This is a genomic window from Rhizobium viscosum, from assembly GCF_014873945.1.
In the GTDB taxonomy this organism is placed as follows: domain Bacteria; phylum Pseudomonadota; class Alphaproteobacteria; order Rhizobiales; family Rhizobiaceae; genus Rhizobium; species Rhizobium viscosum.
This window is the reverse complement of sequence record NZ_JADBEC010000001.1, coordinates 1150639-1165293: the sequence shown is the minus strand read 5'-3', so window position 1 is coordinate 1165293 and position 14655 is coordinate 1150639. Positions and strand designations below refer to the sequence as shown.

At 58.8% G+C, this 14655-nt stretch carries 13 protein-coding genes and 1 tRNA gene; 11 read left to right on the top strand and 3 right to left on the bottom strand.

Features of this window, described 5'->3' with window-relative positions:
- Positions 1-88 precede the first annotated feature (88 nt).
- Entirely contained in the window at positions 89-2041 is a 1953-nt protein-coding gene (locus H4W29_RS05885; RefSeq protein ID WP_192728098.1) for an acetoacetate--CoA ligase, read from the top strand.
- Between the two features lie 276 nt (positions 2042-2317).
- On the opposite strand, the gene H4W29_RS05880 is transcribed toward H4W29_RS05885, so the two are convergent.
- The gene (locus H4W29_RS05880) at positions 2318-5971 is read right to left on the bottom strand and encodes a sensor histidine kinase (RefSeq protein WP_192728097.1); all 3654 of its coding nucleotides are present in this window, start codon (positions 5969-5971) and stop codon (positions 2318-2320) included.
- Positions 5972-6186: 215 nt separating this feature from the next.
- On the opposite strand from H4W29_RS05880, the gene H4W29_RS05875 reads away from it, so the two are divergent.
- The 5 genes from H4W29_RS05875 (at position 6187) to H4W29_RS05855 (ending at position 8042) form a co-directional block, all read left to right on the top strand.
- On the top strand, positions 6187-6636 hold the full coding sequence (locus H4W29_RS05875; RefSeq protein WP_192728096.1) for a phasin: 450 nt from the start codon (positions 6187-6189) through the stop codon (positions 6634-6636).
- A 131-nt stretch (positions 6637-6767) separates the two neighbouring features.
- Positions 6768-6844: transfer RNA gene (locus tag H4W29_RS05870), tRNA-His, on the top strand.
- A 224-nt stretch (positions 6845-7068) separates the two neighbouring features.
- Positions 7069-7308 carry a helix-turn-helix domain-containing protein gene (locus H4W29_RS05865; RefSeq protein WP_192728095.1) on the top strand — a complete coding sequence of 80 codons (240 nt, stop codon included), beginning with the start codon at positions 7069-7071 and terminating at the stop codon, positions 7306-7308.
- 107 nt (positions 7309-7415) lie between these two features.
- Entirely contained in the window at positions 7416-7853 is a 438-nt protein-coding gene (locus tag H4W29_RS05860; RefSeq protein ID WP_192728094.1) for a DUF4174 domain-containing protein, read from the top strand.
- Between the two features lie 30 nt (positions 7854-7883).
- Positions 7884-8042, top strand: coding sequence for a hypothetical protein (locus H4W29_RS05855; RefSeq protein WP_192728093.1), 159 nt, complete (start codon positions 7884-7886; stop codon positions 8040-8042).
- Positions 8043-8087: 45 nt separating this feature from the next.
- Here the strand turns inward: H4W29_RS05855 and H4W29_RS05850 are convergent, their stop codons facing one another.
- Both H4W29_RS05850 and H4W29_RS05845 read right to left on the bottom strand, forming a co-directional pair.
- The gene (locus H4W29_RS05850; RefSeq protein ID WP_192728092.1) at positions 8088-8969 is read right to left on the bottom strand and encodes a LysR family transcriptional regulator; all 882 of its coding nucleotides are present in this window, start codon (positions 8967-8969) and stop codon (positions 8088-8090) included.
- Between the two features lie 13 nt (positions 8970-8982).
- Positions 8983-9297, bottom strand: a complete 315-nt coding sequence (locus H4W29_RS05845; protein WP_192728091.1) for a putative quinol monooxygenase — start codon at positions 9295-9297, stop codon at positions 8983-8985.
- Positions 9298-9467: 170 nt separating this feature from the next.
- Here H4W29_RS05845 and H4W29_RS05840 point away from each other — a divergent pair, with 170 nt between their 5' ends.
- The 5 genes from H4W29_RS05840 (at position 9468) to H4W29_RS05820 (ending at position 14650) form a co-directional block, all read left to right on the top strand.
- Positions 9468-10964, top strand: coding sequence for a CoA-acylating methylmalonate-semialdehyde dehydrogenase (locus tag H4W29_RS05840; RefSeq protein WP_192728090.1), 1497 nt, complete (start codon positions 9468-9470; stop codon positions 10962-10964).
- Between the two features lie 168 nt (positions 10965-11132).
- The gene (gene rirA / locus H4W29_RS05835; RefSeq protein ID WP_192728089.1) at positions 11133-11612 is read left to right on the top strand and encodes an iron-responsive transcriptional regulator RirA; all 480 of its coding nucleotides are present in this window, start codon (positions 11133-11135) and stop codon (positions 11610-11612) included.
- A gap of 23 nt (positions 11613-11635) precedes the next feature.
- Positions 11636-11965 carry a hypothetical protein gene (locus tag H4W29_RS05830; RefSeq protein ID WP_192728088.1) on the top strand — a complete coding sequence of 110 codons (330 nt, stop codon included), beginning with the start codon at positions 11636-11638 and terminating at the stop codon, positions 11963-11965.
- Positions 11962-13557, top strand: coding sequence for an ABC transporter substrate-binding protein (locus H4W29_RS05825; RefSeq protein ID WP_192728087.1), 1596 nt, complete (start codon positions 11962-11964; stop codon positions 13555-13557). Before H4W29_RS05830 ends, H4W29_RS05825 begins: the two co-directional genes overlap by 4 nt.
- An 88-nt stretch (positions 13558-13645) precedes the next feature.
- The gene (locus tag H4W29_RS05820) at positions 13646-14650 is read left to right on the top strand and encodes an ABC transporter permease subunit (RefSeq protein WP_192728086.1); all 1005 of its coding nucleotides are present in this window, start codon (positions 13646-13648) and stop codon (positions 14648-14650) included.
- Positions 14651-14655: the final 5 nt, after the last annotated feature.

Here is a 14655-nt window from a genome sequence, read left to right as displayed (position 1 = left end):
CAAATCCCACGCACGGCGGATCGCGTCGCTGCACACTTTATAATGCAATGCAGCATGCTATAAGTTCCGCATTGGGGAGGAGGATTGAATGCAGGAAAATCAGCCGCTTTGGAAGCCCACGAAAGATGGGATCGAAAATAGCCCGATCCATGCTTTTATGCAGCGCTGCAATGGAGACTTCGGTCTCGCCTTGAAAGGCTTTGAGGATCTGCATGCCTGGTCGATCGCCGATCGGGAGAGTTTCTGGTCGGCTTTGTGGGATTTCTGTGGCGTGAAGGGAGAGCGCGGCGCGGATATTCTCGTGAATGGCGACCGCATGCTGGAAGCGCGCTTCTTTCCTGAGGCGCGCCTGAACTTTGCCGAAAACCTGCTGAGCGCAAGCGGGCCGGGCGATGCCATCGTTTTCCGCGGTGAGGACAAGGTCGAAGACCGCTGGTCATGGGATCGCCTGCGCGCGCTTGTATCGCAGCTCCAGCAGGGTTTTCGCGTACTCGGCATCGGCGAGGGCGACCGTGTCGCTGCCATGATGCCGAATATGCCGGAAACGATAGCAGCAATGCTCGCGGCAGCCTCGATCGGCGCCATCTGGTCCTCCTGTTCGCCCGATTTCGGCGAGCAGGGTGTGCTGGACCGTTTCGGCCAGATCGCGCCGAAGCTGTTCATCGCCTGCGACGCCTATTGGTACAATGGCAAGCTCCAGGACGTGAAGCAGAAGGTGGCAAACGTCGCAAAGAGTCTCGGCGCACCGACCATTGTCGTTCATTATGCCGGCGATGCCGAAGAGGTCGCGCGCGAGACCGCCGGTGGCAAGACGCTTGCCGAATTCATCGCTCCCTACGAGCCGATGCAGATCGACTTCGTGCAGCTGCCCTTCGCCCATCCGGCCTATATTCTGTTTTCCTCGGGCACAACAGGCGTGCCGAAATGCATCGTGCATTCGGCCGGCGGTACACTTCTCCAGCATCTGAAGGAGCATCGCCTTCACTGTGGCCTGCAGCCGGGGGACAAGCTTTTCTATTTCACCACCTGCGGCTGGATGATGTGGAACTGGCTGGCAAGCGGCCTTGCCTCCGGTGCCACGCTCTGCCTTTTCGACGGATCGCCTTTCGCGCCTGATGGCAATGTGCTCTTCGACTATGCGGCCGAGGAGAAATTCGCGATTTTCGGGACCTCGGCCAAATATATAGACGCCGTGCGCAAGAGTGGACTGACGCCGCGCACGAGCCATGATCTGTCGAGCTTGCGGCTGATCACGTCCACCGGTTCGCCGCTGTCGCCTGAAGGTTTCGCCTTCGTCTATGAAGGTATCAAGGAAGACGTTCAGCTTGCCTCGATTTCCGGTGGCACCGACATCGTGTCCTGCTTCGTGCTCGGCAATCCGCTCCAGCCCGTCTGGCGCGGTGAGATCCAGGGAGCAGGCCTCGGTCTTGCCGTCGATGTCTGGAATGACGAAGGCAGGCCGGTCCGTCGGGAAAAGGGCGAGCTGGTTTGCACCAAGGCCTTCCCATCAATGCCGGTCATGTTCTGGAACGATCCTGACGGCGCCAAGTACCACGCCGCCTATTTCGAGCGCTTCGACAATGTCTGGTGCCACGGCGATTTTGCCGAATGGACCGAACATGGCGGCCTGATCATTCACGGCCGTTCGGATGCGACGCTCAATCCTGGCGGCGTGCGCATCGGCACGGCGGAAATCTACAATCAGGTTGAGCAGATGGACGAAGTGGCCGAGGCGCTCTGCATCGGCCAGGACTGGGATGACGACGTGCGCGTCGTGCTCTTCGTCCGTCTGGCGGCTGGCGTCACCTTGAGCGAGGATCTGATCAAGGCGATCAAGACCCGCATCCGTGTCGGCGCCTCTCCCCGCCATGTGCCGGCCAAGATCATCTCGGTCGCCGATATCCCGCGCACCAAGTCCGGTAAGATCGTCGAACTTGCCGTGCGCGAGGTCGTCCACGGCCGGCCGGTGAAAAATCAGGAGGCACTCGCCAATCCCGAGGCGCTCGAGCTCTTTGCCGGGCTGGAAGAGCTGAAGGTTTGATAGCGGCTGCTAAACTACAAGCTTTTGTCGTTGATCAATTCTGTCCTTTGGAAACCTTTCGTTAAGAAAGGTTTGTCAAAGGTGAAGCCAACTTGGAGACCATACATGAAGAGATGGTCTGGAACTGCGGTTCCCGAAACATGACGTTGATCGACTAAGCTCTTGTTTTACCAGCACCAACTCTCGAAGGCAGCCATTGGCTGCCTTTTCTTTGAAGAGTAATTCCGGCAAAAGTGTCCGGCGGTTTTGCGTCCGGAACGCGTGAAAATAGATGCCTCAGCCCGCCAGCACGCGTTGCGACGGGAAGGTGATTTCCACCAGCGTGCCTTCGTTCGGCGCGGAATTGATCGAGAAAATCGCCCTGTTGGCATCGACCATCGCCTTGGTGAGCGGCAGGCCGAGACCGGTGCCGTCGCCGCGATGGCGCGACTGCGTGGACGAAACTTGGCGGAATGGCTTCATCGCCTGATCGAGCTCGCTGCGCGTCATGCCGATGCCGGTATCGCGCACCCGCATCGCCACGCTGCCGTTCGCCTCATAGGAGGTGGAAACGACGATCTGTCCGCCTGATGGCGTAAAGCGGATGGCGTTCGACAGGATGTTCAGTGCGATCTGCTTGATCGAGCGCAGGTCAGCAACGACATCGGGCACCGACTGCGAAAGGGCCGTGCGGATGATGACCCGCTGGCTGTTTGCCTGCGGCTGCACCAGTGCCACTGCTTCCGAGATCGCGTCGTTGAGGCCGACGGAGGCGAAGTCGAGATCCATCTCGCCCGCTTCGATCTTAGAAATATCGAGCAGGTCGTTGACGATGTCGAGGACATGCCGGCCGGAGCGGCCGATGTCGTTTGCGTATTCGATATAGCGCGGGTGGCCGATCGGCCCGAAGCGTTCGCTCGCCATCATATCTGAAAAGCCGATGATGGCGTTGAGCGGCGTACGGATCTCATGACTGACGCGCGCAAGGAAATCTGTCTTGTGGGCATTGGCGGTTTCGGCTGCACCCTTGGCATTGCGCAACTCGTCTTCGGTGCGCTTCCACTGGGTGATGTCGCGGATGACGGCACAATAGCCGTTGGATGAGGTCAGGCGGCCCATGGTCATGAACAGCGGCACGAAACCGCCGGCGGCCTCGCGGCCAATTACCTCGCGTCCGTCGTTCAGCACGCTTGCCACTCCGTGGCCGGAAAGCCCGTGCAGATAGTCGAGCACCGCCTTCTGGCTCTCATGCGCAAACAGCATGACGAAGGGTTTGCCGCGCGTTTCCTCCTCGTCGTAGTTGAAGAGGGCGCTTGCCGAGCGGTTCATCGAGCGGATATCGCCTTCCGTGCCGATGACGACGACGCCGTCGGTTGCCGTCTCCAGGATCGAGCGCAGCTCCTCCACCTCGACTTGCAGCTTGGCGACCTTTTCCACCATCCGGTCGGAGCGCTGGTCGAGCCGGATAACCTCGCCTCTGCCTTCTTCCCGGTTTTCGACCGGCATCAGCGCCAGCATGAGGGCATTGGAATCTTCCCAGCGAACCGATTGCAGACGGGCCGTGACCGGTACAAGCCTGTCGTCAGCTTTGACGAGCATCATCGTGCCCGAACCGTTTTCGAGGTCGTGGCGCTGCAGCAATGCATCGATGCCACCTACTTCGGAGAGGGCCTCGACGGAATCGTAGCCCGTCAGCCGCAGGAATTCCGGATTGCCATGGATCAGCTGATCGCCGGCATGGATCAGCACAGCAACAGGCAGCAGATCGACGGTCGCAGCCGAAAGGCCGTCCGTCATCTTCACACGTGGCGGAATGAAGCTGGTCAGAACCTCGATCTGGCTGACCGTCTCCTGCAGGCCTTCGGTCACGTTGTCTTCCGCCTCAGCAGCAGGCGGTTCTGCTGCGGCTTCGTAGATCGCTTCCTGTGGTGCAGCCTGCTCGACGACGGAAGTTTCGGCAACAACTTCCTCGGCGACCGCTTCCTGCTCAGCATCAGGCTCCGGCTGCGCGGCCGGCTCTTCGCTACGCGCGCCGAAGGCTTCGAGGCGCTTGGCGATCTCGCGGAAATTCGCCTGCTCGGCAGCCGTCAGACCGCTGCTGGCACTGTGCAACTGCACGATCTTGTCGGTGAAGCGGCGGCTCGGCGTTTCGGAAAGGCGCAACGCCGGCGGCTCTTCCCGCTGCTCGGCAGCATCAGGCTCAGCGGCGGACTGTTCCTTGGCGACAGGTTCTGCTGCTGCCGTCTCCTCCGGGGTGGTTACTTCTGTCGCGGCTTCCACTTCCGGTCCGGTGTCTTCTTCGACAGCAGGCACTGGATTCACTGCATCTTCGGCCTGCGGCGCAGCTTCGACAATTTCTTTAGAATGCTCTTTCGGCAGTTCAGCTTCTTCAGCCGTTTCATCGACCGGGCCAAGATAGGCGGCATCATGGCCGATGCCGTCTGGTCCGAGCGTCAGTCCGAGTGCCAGAGGATCTTCCTGGGCGTCCGACAGGCGCACCACGCCAAAGCCGCGGAAACCATCGAAGTCGCGGTTGCGCGTATAGGTCGGCAGGGCGGCGAGATCGACAGGCACGACGAGGCTCGTGCCCTCGATCGGCCAGTAGATCGTCTTGCCGGACCAGGTATCGCGCCGCGCCAAGGCTTCGGAGAGTTTTGATTCCGGATCGAGATTGAAGAGGGCGGCAACGTCGGAGAAAGCGCTGCCGATGATGTTGCTCGCATGTGGGCCGACGGCCTCGGCGAATTCATGCGAAACTTCGCTGAAGCGGCCTTCCGCATCGATCTTCCAAACGAATCGAGTGGCGCGGCTGTTCGGCCTGAAGACGAAGCTGCTCTTCGGAGCGCTTTCAGGCGCTTCCGAAACCACCGGTGCTGCCGCGAAGTTTTCGGCGACGGAAGCGGCCGGCTCAACCTGCTCGGCGACAGGAGCTTCTGCGCTTGGCTCCATGGTTTCATCCGCCGAGACAAAAGCTTCGCTCGGCTGATCCAGCTGCTCGCCGGAGTCTTCGACGACGGCCGTTTCAGGCTCGGAAATATTCTCGTCTACCAGCGGTTCGGATTGGGATTTGACCTCAACCGATTCCTCGGCTTCGCCGGTGATGTCCTCCAGTGTCTCCTCGACTTCTTCGATACCGGAAACGGCGTCGATCGCTTCGGCTTCGGTAAAGCCGGCCACATGTGCGGCGACACCGGCGATTTCATCGGCTGCGGCGTCTTCTGATGTAATTTCCTGCGGGGTTGACTCTTCGGCATCGGTAGAGGGTTCGATCGGATCGAGGTGTCCGATCGCCGTTTCGACGGCGAAGAGAAGGTGGAGTGCGGGCTCGTCGTTGAGTTTGCCGACGGCAGCCGGCAAATAGCCACGGCCGGTTGCGACCGGTCGCTTCACCAGCCGGTCCGGATGGGCTCCGGCAAGCGTGATGAGCGTCCTTGCCGCCTGTTGTGTAATGCCGAGCGAGGCGAAACCTGGCGAAGCGGCAATAACGTTACCCTCTGCGCCGATCACGGCCATATGCGTATCCGGGTCATCGAGGCCCTGCAGCATCTGCGCAGCACTTGCGCCTGCCATCAGCGGACGCGTGGAGACCGGGACGGAAAACAGGATGGCCTCCTCGCCCGAAGCGAGACGGATGAGCTCCGATGATGCCGGGGCCTGAACGCGCTGGAAGCCCTTGGCGATGCGGATGACGAAGGTTTTCTGGTCGCCGACTTCGCCAAGCTGGCGGGCAGTCGCCTCGAGCTGCCGGAAGGTGATGTCGGCGCGGCTGACGCCCTGATCGAGCAGATCATAGACTTCCGTATGGCCGAAAAGCTCAGCACCCGCGCCGTTTGCCCATAGCAGGCGCGAAAGGTCGCCCGAGAACAGAACCATGGCCTCGCCACGCGAAAATCGTTCACGAACCCGCGCATGAACGGCAATATCGATGAACGGATACTGGACTGCGGGCATGATCGAACCTGTCGCTTTCGGCCTTTTAGAATTAACTGCTTATTAATAACTGCAGGTCTGCGACCGGTCCAGAAGAGCAGGGAGCTTTCGGCCGGAAAGGTTAACGCATTGTGCGGCGCACAATGATGTTGCAATGCACAATAAAATGCCCTATATAAGACTTATCCAATTTATCGCGGGCATGAGATCTGCCCATCTTAGAGGAACACGATCCGATGGCTACCATAAAGACCGATGACGTTTTTTCAATCGCCTCTTTCGACCCGAGCAAGCTGGCTGAGTCCTTCCGTGACTTTGCCGAAAAAGGTGCTCAGCAGTCCAAGGAAGCCTATGCCAAGCTGAAGTCTGCAGGCGAAGAAGCCGGCAAGACGCTCGAAGCAACGGTTCAGACCGCACAGGCCGGCAGTGTCGAAATCGGCCTCAAGGCAATCGACGCGCTGCGCGTCAACGCTGAAAGCTCGCTCTCGCACATGGAAGCGCTTCTCGGCGTCAAGTCCGTCGCCGAATTCGTCGAACTGCAGACCTCTTTCCTGCGCAAGCAGGCTGAGCTGACCGTCGAACAGGCGAAGTCGCTGCAGGAAACCACCAAGCAGGTAGCCGAGAAGGTTGCAAAGCCTTCCAAGGAAGCTGCTGAAAAGGCAATGGCATCCTTCAAGGTTGCCTGACCTGCCAGGCTCGATAGACAATAAAGGCTGGACCGCACGTTCAGCCTTTTTGTATATTGAGCGCAAATCGGGGCTTGAATTAAAGTTCAAGTCCTCGTATGTGACCCCCGTCGCGCCGAGCGTGACATTGTGCGGTTGTAGCTCAGTTGGTTAGAGCGCAGGTTTGTGGCACCTGAGGTCGGAGGTTCGAGACCCCCCAACCGTACCATTCTCTCCCATAAGTTGGTTTCCTCTGTCGGCAATGCACGGCATCGGCGCTTTTTGTCGCTAAAATGATGCCTGCTCGCATTTTGCTATTGCCGTTAACATTAGTTTACCTATTTATGTGCGGTGCGATGCAGCAATTGCCCATTGTTTTCGCTGCGTTGCGAAATGCTGGCGGCTTGCCGCCTGGGGGTAGGGACAGTCCACCGAGGCATTAAGGAGAAATTGATGTCCATTTCTGTTCAGAATATTGAGGAATCCACCGCTGTTTCCCCGATTGACGTGGCTGCAGCGGTTAGGGACGCACGCAGTGCGGTTGGCTACAGCATTGAAGACCTCGCAGTCACCTGCGGTCTGGCCAATGGGGAAATCCTCGAAATCGAAAATGGTGAAAGCGCCGATCCGGCAAAGCTGAAGCGTATCGCCGCAGCCCTGCAGGTTCCGGTTTCCGCCTTTCTGCATATTTGACAAGGCGACGGGGCCGATCAGCTTTATCTGATCGGCCGTCGTCCCCTCCAAGGACATATTGGAACTCTTGCCCTTCCGCGCCGTTCAGTGGTGACGGGAGTATGTGTATGTCCAAGACCCTTCTTTACGGCGCAACGAAGATCGATGAGACGAATGCCGCTTACGCGGCTGTCGCCAGTCTCGAACAGTTCCAGTGGAAGAACCGCGTCTTCATTGTGATTGCCGACCGGGACAATTCCCGCGCAGCCCGCCAGGAAAACCAGTTGCTTGCCGATCGCGCCGCCCTTGAGGAGCGGGATATGGTCATTCTCAAGCTTGCCGGATCGAGCATAAAGCTGCTCTTCGGAAGCGGCGACGGGCTGGACGGCGAGGCGCTCCGGCAGGAGTTGGACATGCCTGACACAGGTGAATTTGCTGCCTTCCTGCTTGGCAAGGATGGCACCGTGAAGTTGAAGGCCAGCGAGCCGATCACATCGGGCGAACTCTTCGCCATCATCGACGGCATGCCGGTGCACGCTGGCGAAACCGTCAGGCACGACAAATAATCCAATATCGAAATCGTAAAGGAACCGGCCATGTCCGTCCCGAACGAACCTATTCCCGACCAGCCGCCGATGCCTTCACCGGGGTGGAAGCCGGAGCCACCGGTCAAAGAGCCGGAACCGGATCGCCTGCCGGATGAAACGCCGCTTCCCAACCCTGATGAGAACGAGGAACCGGCAAAGCATCTCTGAACCATTCCAGCAAAAATTTGCAGCGGTTTTGCCTAAACCGATGTCTCAGAGAAAGATCTGCCTTTCCTCGTCAACGAGTTCCTGCAGGAAATCGATGACGCTGCGCACGCGCACCAGATCGCGCGCGCTTTCGTGGTAAGTCGTCCAGTAGGCGCGGCGGATGGACACCTGCGGCAGGATGCGTACCAGTTCCTCATATTGCCGGGCGATATAGTCGTGCAGGATGCCGATGCCGGCACCGGAACGTACAGCCTCGGTCTGGCCGATCGCCGTCGAGATCTCGAACCCCGCATCCCAGCTGCGCATCACCTCGCCAGAGAAATTCAGGGAAGCAGTGAAGATCAGGTCTTCGACGTAGCCGATGCGCGGATGGGCCTTCAAGGCATCGACATCTTCGGGTTTTCCATGCTGCGCCAGATAATCCCGCGACGCGTAGAGACCGAGGGTGTAATCGGTCAGCTTGGACGAGACGAGCCGTCCCTGTTCCGGACGCTCCAACGTGATCGCGATATCCGCTTCACGCTGCGACAGCGAGAAGGAGCGCGGCACCGGCACGAGCTGGATCTTCAGTGCCCGATGGCGCTCGATCAGCCTGCCCATACGTGGTGCAAGAAAGGAAACACCGAACCCGTCGGGCGCGCCGACGCGCACCGTTCCCGCAATGGCCGTATCGGTGTGGCCGAGATTGGCCTGCGCGGCAAGCATCTCCGTTTCCATCCGCTCAGCCGAGGCAAGAAAGACTGCGCCCTCTGCGGTCAGCTCGCAGCCATTCGTCCGGCGGATGAAAAGCCGTGTTTTCAGCGCCTCTTCGAGTGAAGTCAGCCGGCGCGAGAGCGTGGCGTGATTGAGCCCCAGCCTCTTCGACGCAGCGAGGATCTGCCCTGTGCGGGCGACGGCCAGGAAAATGCGAACGTCGTCCCAGTTCATGGCTTTGCCCAGTTCATTGCTTGGAACGCATCGCGATCGGGTCGACGTCGATGAGGGTCAGTGATGTCACCATGCCTGATGTTTCGTTTTTATATTTAAGGAAATGCGGCGTCTGCAGATGAGCTTCGTATGCTTCCCTGTTGGCATAGACTTCGAGGATGCGGATCTTGTTCGGATGATCCCTGATGGAAACGGCATTCAGCGAAAGGACACCATCTTCCAGCGCGATGGATGCTTCGATTTCCTCGGTCAGCAGCGCACGATAAGTTTCGATCGTACCCGGATCGATCTCCAGTTCCGCCATTCTGACAATAGGTTTTCCGCTCATCGGTTCGACCTCCCTTTGACTTGTCCGCGTGCCGTTCCAGTTTTGAAGCAGGAGCGCCAGTTATAGAGATGGAACTACAATATACGCACAACGGTTGCTTATCCTAGCGCATTGATTTGTGCAAATTGAAGTGCGATTGTTACGCCATCCAAAGATCAGGAGGAACACCCATGCGTGAGATCGGTCATTTCATCGGCGGCAAGAGGGTTGCCGGCACCAGCGGCCGCACCAGCGATGTCTTCAACCCGGCGACCGGCGAAGTACAGGCAAAGGTCGCGCTTGCAAGCGTCGAGGAACTGCGCGCCGCCGTCGAAAACGCCAAGGCAGCGCAGCCGAAATGGGCCGCGACGAACCCGCAGCGCCGCGCCCGAGTCTTCTTCAAGTTCGTCGATCTCCTGAACCAGCACATGGATGAACTTGCGACGCTGCTTTCCAGCGAGCACGGCAAGACGGTCGAGGATTCCAAGGGCGATGTCATCCGCGGCCTCGAAGTCTGCGAATTCGTCTGCGGCATCCCCCATCTTGCCAAAGGTGAATTCACCGAAGGCGCAGGTCCGGCCATCGACATGTACTCCATCCGCCAGCCGGTCGGCATCGGCGCCGGTATTACGCCTTTCAACTTCCCGGGCATGATCCCGATGTGGATGTTTGCCCCGGCGATCGCCTGCGGCAACGCCTTCATCCTGAAGCCCTCCGAGCGCGATCCGTCCCTTCCGATCCGTCTCGCCGAACTGATGATCGAGGCCGGTCTGCCGGCAGGCATCCTCAACGTCGTCAACGGCGACAAGACCGCAGTCGACGCGATCCTCACCGATCCCGATATCAGCGCCGTCTCCTTCGTCGGCTCCACGCCGATTGCCCGCTACGTCTATGGAACGGCTGCGATGAACGGCAAGCGCGCCCAGTGCTTCGGCGGCGCCAAGAACCACATGATCATCATGCCGGATGCCGATATGGACCAGGCGGTCAACGCCCTGATGGGCGCCGGCTACGGTTCGGCTGGCGAGCGCTGCATGGCTGTCTCGGTTGCCGTTCCGGTCGGCGAGGAAACCGCAAACCGTCTCGTCGAAAAGCTGGTGCCGAAGATCGAGTCCCTGCGTATCGGTCCTTACACCGACGACAAGGCAGACATGGGTCCGGTTGTCACCAAGGATGCCTATAACCGTATCCAGGGCCTGATCAACAAGGGTATCGAAGAAGGCGCAAAGCTTGTCGTCGATGGTCGCAATTTCAAGCTGCAGGGTTATGAGAACGGCTATTTCGTCGGCGGCTGCCTGTTCGACAACGTCACGCCCGAGATGGAAATCTACAAGACCGAGATCTTCGGACCGGTTCTGTCCGTCGTTCGCGCCCATAATTATGAAGAAGCGCTCTCCCTGCCGATGAAGCACGAATACGGCAACGGTGTCGCGATCTACACCCGTGACGGTGACGCCGCCCGCGACTTCGCCTCCCGCATCAACATCGGCATGATCGGTATCAACGTTCCGATCCCGGTGCCGCTCGCCTATCACTCCTTCGGCGGCTGGAAAGCCTCGAGCTTCGGCGACCTCAATCAGCATGGCACGGATTCGATCAAGTTCTGGACCCGGACCAAGACCGTTACCGCCCGCTGGCCATCAGGCATTAAGGGCGACGCTGAATTCGTCATGCCGACGATGAAGTGATCCAAATAACCTTCGCCATTTTGGACACGGGCCCGAGAAGGGCCCGTTTTCGTTTTAAACGCTGCGGCGAGCAGTCGCGGGAAACGTGAATGTGAATTTCATATTTTGGAATTGTTCAAAACTGCGAAAGCCACTATATACGGTTCACAAACGATTCAGGAGATCGGCATGCGGTTGACGAAGCAGACCAACTATGCGGTTCGCATGTTGATGTATTGTGCAGCCAATGAAGGACATTTGAGCCGGATTCCGGAGATTGCCAGAGCATACGGTGTTTCCGAGCTCTTCCTTTTCAAGATTCTGCAGCCCCTCAACAAGGCAGGCCTTGTCGAGACCGTGCGCGGCCGCAACGGCGGTGTGCGCCTTGGCAAGCCGGCGACCGATATCAGCCTTTTTGACGTGGTAAGGGTCACCGAAGACAGCTTTGCCATGGCGGAATGTTTTGAAGACGGCGCGATCGAGTGCCCGTTGGTCGATAGTTGCGGCCTGAATTCGGCGCTGCGCAAGGCACTGAATGCCTTCTTCGACGTGCTGACCGAATATTCGATCGACGATCTGGTCAAGGCGCGGCCGCAGATCAACTTCCTGCTCGGCCTTACCGGCGACCAGGATTATCGCAAGCCTGCCGTTCCGGCGCCGGCCGCCTGAGAGCGGAACAATCTGATACCATCATGAACCACGGTCATTTTCGATGGCCGTGGTTTTTCATTGGTGGTTCACGGACTGTTGATATATCAGAGCGATCTGAAACCGTTTTCAAAGCCGTTTCGCGACGCGAAATTATACCAAATGCGACGGGAATCGGATTAAATCTGCCTCAATCTTGCGAATTTTGGCCTATTTTTGACCGAAAATTTCTAAAATTACTTTTCTGGAAAAATTTTCTGCGGATGCCGTTGCTTTCAGCAAATAAATATCGTTCCATCGGCCCGCAGATCGCGGTAATGAGCGCCCGATCTCCAAAGATCAAAAAAGAACAAACCTGGGAAACGACATCATGAAAAAGTTCTCTGTCCTGCTCGCAGCGACAGCCCTGGCTTCGGTCATGGCTACCGCCGCGTACTCCAAGACGCTTGTCTATTGCTCCGAAGGATCGCCGGAAGGCTTCGATCCGAGTCTCTACACTGCGGGCACCACCTTCGATGCTTCTTCGCGTGCGGTTTACAGCCGCCTCGTTGAATTCAAGCATGGCGGTACGGAGATCGAGCCCGGCGTCGCCGACAGCTGGACGGTTTCCCCCGACGGCAAGGAATATACCTTCAAGCTGCATCCCGGCGTGAAGTTCCAGACGACCGACTTCTTCACCCCGTCGCGTGATCTGACCGCCGACGATGTCGTCTTCTCCTTCGAGCGCCAGATCAAGTCCGACAATCCGTGGAACAAGTATGTCGAAGGCGGTTCCTACGAATACGCCGCCGGCATGGGCTTCCCGGATCTCATCAAGTCGGTCGAAAAGGTTGACGACCTGACGGTCAAGTTCACCCTCAACCATCCGGAAGCACCGTTCCTGGCCGACCTCGCCATGGACTTCGCATCCATCGTTTCCAAGGAATATGCCGACAAGCTGGCTGCCGACGGCAAGATGGCCCAGCTCAACCAGCAGCCGGTCGGTACGGGCGCCTTCACCTTCGTCGCCTACCAGCCGGATGCCGTCATCCGCTACAAGGCCAACGAAAGCTACTTCAAGGGCAAGGAAAAGATCGACGATCTCGTTTTCGCGATCACTCCGGACGCCGCCGTCCGCGCCCAGAAGCTGAAGGCAGGCGAATGCCACCTGATCCCCTATCCGAACGCTGCTGACGTTGCCGAGCTGAAGAAGGACACGAACCTGACTGTTATGGAACAGCCGGGCCTGAACGTCGGCTTCCTCGCCTACAACACCCAGCAGGCTCCGTTCGACAAGCCGGAAGTTCGCCGCGCGCTGAACATGGCGATCAACAAGCAGGCGATCATCGACGCCGTTTTCCAGGGCGCTGCCCAGGTTGCCAAGAACCCGATCCCGCCGACCATGTGGTCGTATAACGACAAGGTCGAAGACGACAAGTACGATCCGGAAGGCGCCAAGAAGGCTCTCGAAGCCGCTGGCGTGAAGGATCTGTCGATGAAGATCTGGGCAATGCCGGTTTCCCGCCCGTACATGCTGAACGCTCGCCGCGCTGCCGAACTGATGCAGGCAGACTTTGCCAAGGTCGGCGTCAACGTCGAGATCGTCACCCATGAATGGGCCGAATACCTGAAGCTCTCCTCCGACGTGAAGCGCGATGGCGCCGTCATCATCGGCTGGACTGGCGACAACGGCGACCCTGATAACTTCATGGATACGCTGCTCGGCTGCGACGCTGTCGGCGGTAACAACCGCGCTCAGTGGTGCAACAAGGACTACGACGCACTGATGACGAAGGCCAAGGAAACGGCTGACGTTGCTGCCCGCACGAAGTTCTACGAAGAAGCACAGGAAATCTTCAAGAAGGAAGCTCCCTGGGCTCCGCTCGACCACTCGCTGGTCTTCGTTCCCGTGAGCAAGAAGGTATCGGGCTTCCATATGGATCCGCTCGGCATCCACCGCTTCGACGGCGTTGATATCGCCGAATAAGAAAAATGATAAACTGCCCGGCTAAAACCGGGCTTGACCGGCGGTCAGGCATCCACCTGACCGCCGGAAACTATTGGACAACCTTGCTATGTTGCGATTTCTCATCGGGCGCCTCGCAGTCCTGATACCGACCTTCCTCGGCGTTTCGCTCATTGCCTTCTCGTTCATCCGCCTGCTTCCCGGCGACCCCGTCATGTTGTTGTCGGGCGAACGAACCATGGCACCCGAACGCCACGCGCAGATCATGCACGATCTCGGTTTTGACCGGCCCATGTATGTGCAGTATTTCGATTATCTCGGAAAAGTGCTGCATGGCGATCTCGGCACCTCGATCGTCACCAAACGCCCGGTTCTCGGCGAATTCTTCACGCTTTTCCCGGCCACGCTTGAGCTTTCGCTCTGCGCCATCCTGGTGGCCATCCTTCTCGGCGTACCGGCCGGCGTCTTCGCCGCCGTCAAGCGCGGGACGTGGTTCGACCAGAGTGTGATGGGCGTTGCCCTCATCGGCTATTCGATGCCGATCTTCTGGTGGGGTCTGCTGCTCATCATCTTCTTCTCCGGCTATCTCGGCTGGACGCCGGTTTCCGGCCGCATCTCGCTGATGTATTTCTTCAAACCCGTCACCGGCTTCATGCTGATCGACAGTCTTCTCTCCGGCCAGAAGGGCGCATTCTCATCGGCCGTCAGCTATCTCATTCTGCCGACCGTGGTGCTTGCCACCATCCCGCTTGCAGTTATCGCCCGCCAGACACGCTCGGCGATGCTCGAAGTGCTGGGCGAGGATTATGTGCGCACGGCCCGCTCCAAGGGTCTGGCGCCGCTGCGTGTCGTCGGTATTCATGCGCTCAGAAACGCCATGATCCCTGTTATCACCACGATCGGCCTGCAGGTCGGCGTGCTGTTGGCGGGCGCCATCCTGACCGAAACGATCTTCTCCTGGCCGGGCATCGGCAAGTGGATGGTCGATGCGGTCTTCAAGCGCGACTATGCAGTCGTTCAGGGCGGTCTTCTCCTGATCGCCGGCATTATCATGCTGGTGAACCTGATCGTTGACCTGACCTACGGCTTCATCAATCCGCGTATCAGGCACTAGGAGCG

What these genes read in the sequence shown, in the direction of transcription:
- H4W29_RS05865 (WP_192728095.1), top strand. Translation starts at nt 7,069, where the DNA reads ATGTCCATTTCTGTTCAGAATATTGAGGAATCCACCGCTGTTTCCCCG.
- H4W29_RS05860 (WP_192728094.1), top strand. Translation starts at nt 7,416, where the DNA reads ATGTCCAAGACCCTTCTTTACGGCGCAACGAAGATCGATGAGACGAAT.
- rirA (WP_192728089.1), top strand. Translation starts at nt 11,133, where the DNA reads ATGCGGTTGACGAAGCAGACCAACTATGCGGTTCGCATGTTGATGTAT.
- H4W29_RS05840 (WP_192728090.1), top strand. Translation starts at nt 9,468, where the DNA reads ATGCGTGAGATCGGTCATTTCATCGGCGGCAAGAGGGTTGCCGGCACC.
- H4W29_RS05855 (WP_192728093.1), top strand. Translation starts at nt 7,884, where the DNA reads ATGTCCGTCCCGAACGAACCTATTCCCGACCAGCCGCCGATGCCTTCA.
- H4W29_RS05830 (WP_192728088.1), top strand. Translation starts at nt 11,636, where the DNA reads ATGAACCACGGTCATTTTCGATGGCCGTGGTTTTTCATTGGTGGTTCA.
- H4W29_RS05825 (WP_192728087.1), top strand. Translation starts at nt 11,962, where the DNA reads ATGAAAAAGTTCTCTGTCCTGCTCGCAGCGACAGCCCTGGCTTCGGTC.
- H4W29_RS05875 (WP_192728096.1), top strand. Translation starts at nt 6,187, where the DNA reads ATGGCTACCATAAAGACCGATGACGTTTTTTCAATCGCCTCTTTCGAC.
- H4W29_RS05885 (WP_192728098.1), top strand. Translation starts at nt 89, where the DNA reads ATGCAGGAAAATCAGCCGCTTTGGAAGCCCACGAAAGATGGGATCGAA.
- H4W29_RS05850 (WP_192728092.1), bottom strand. Translation starts at nt 8,969, where the DNA reads ATGAACTGGGACGACGTTCGCATTTTCCTGGCCGTCGCCCGCACAGGG.
- H4W29_RS05820 (WP_192728086.1), top strand. Translation starts at nt 13,646, where the DNA reads ATGTTGCGATTTCTCATCGGGCGCCTCGCAGTCCTGATACCGACCTTC.
- H4W29_RS05845 (WP_192728091.1), bottom strand. Translation starts at nt 9,297, where the DNA reads ATGAGCGGAAAACCTATTGTCAGAATGGCGGAACTGGAGATCGATCCG.
- H4W29_RS05880 (WP_192728097.1), bottom strand. Translation starts at nt 5,971, where the DNA reads ATGCCCGCAGTCCAGTATCCGTTCATCGATATTGCCGTTCATGCGCGG.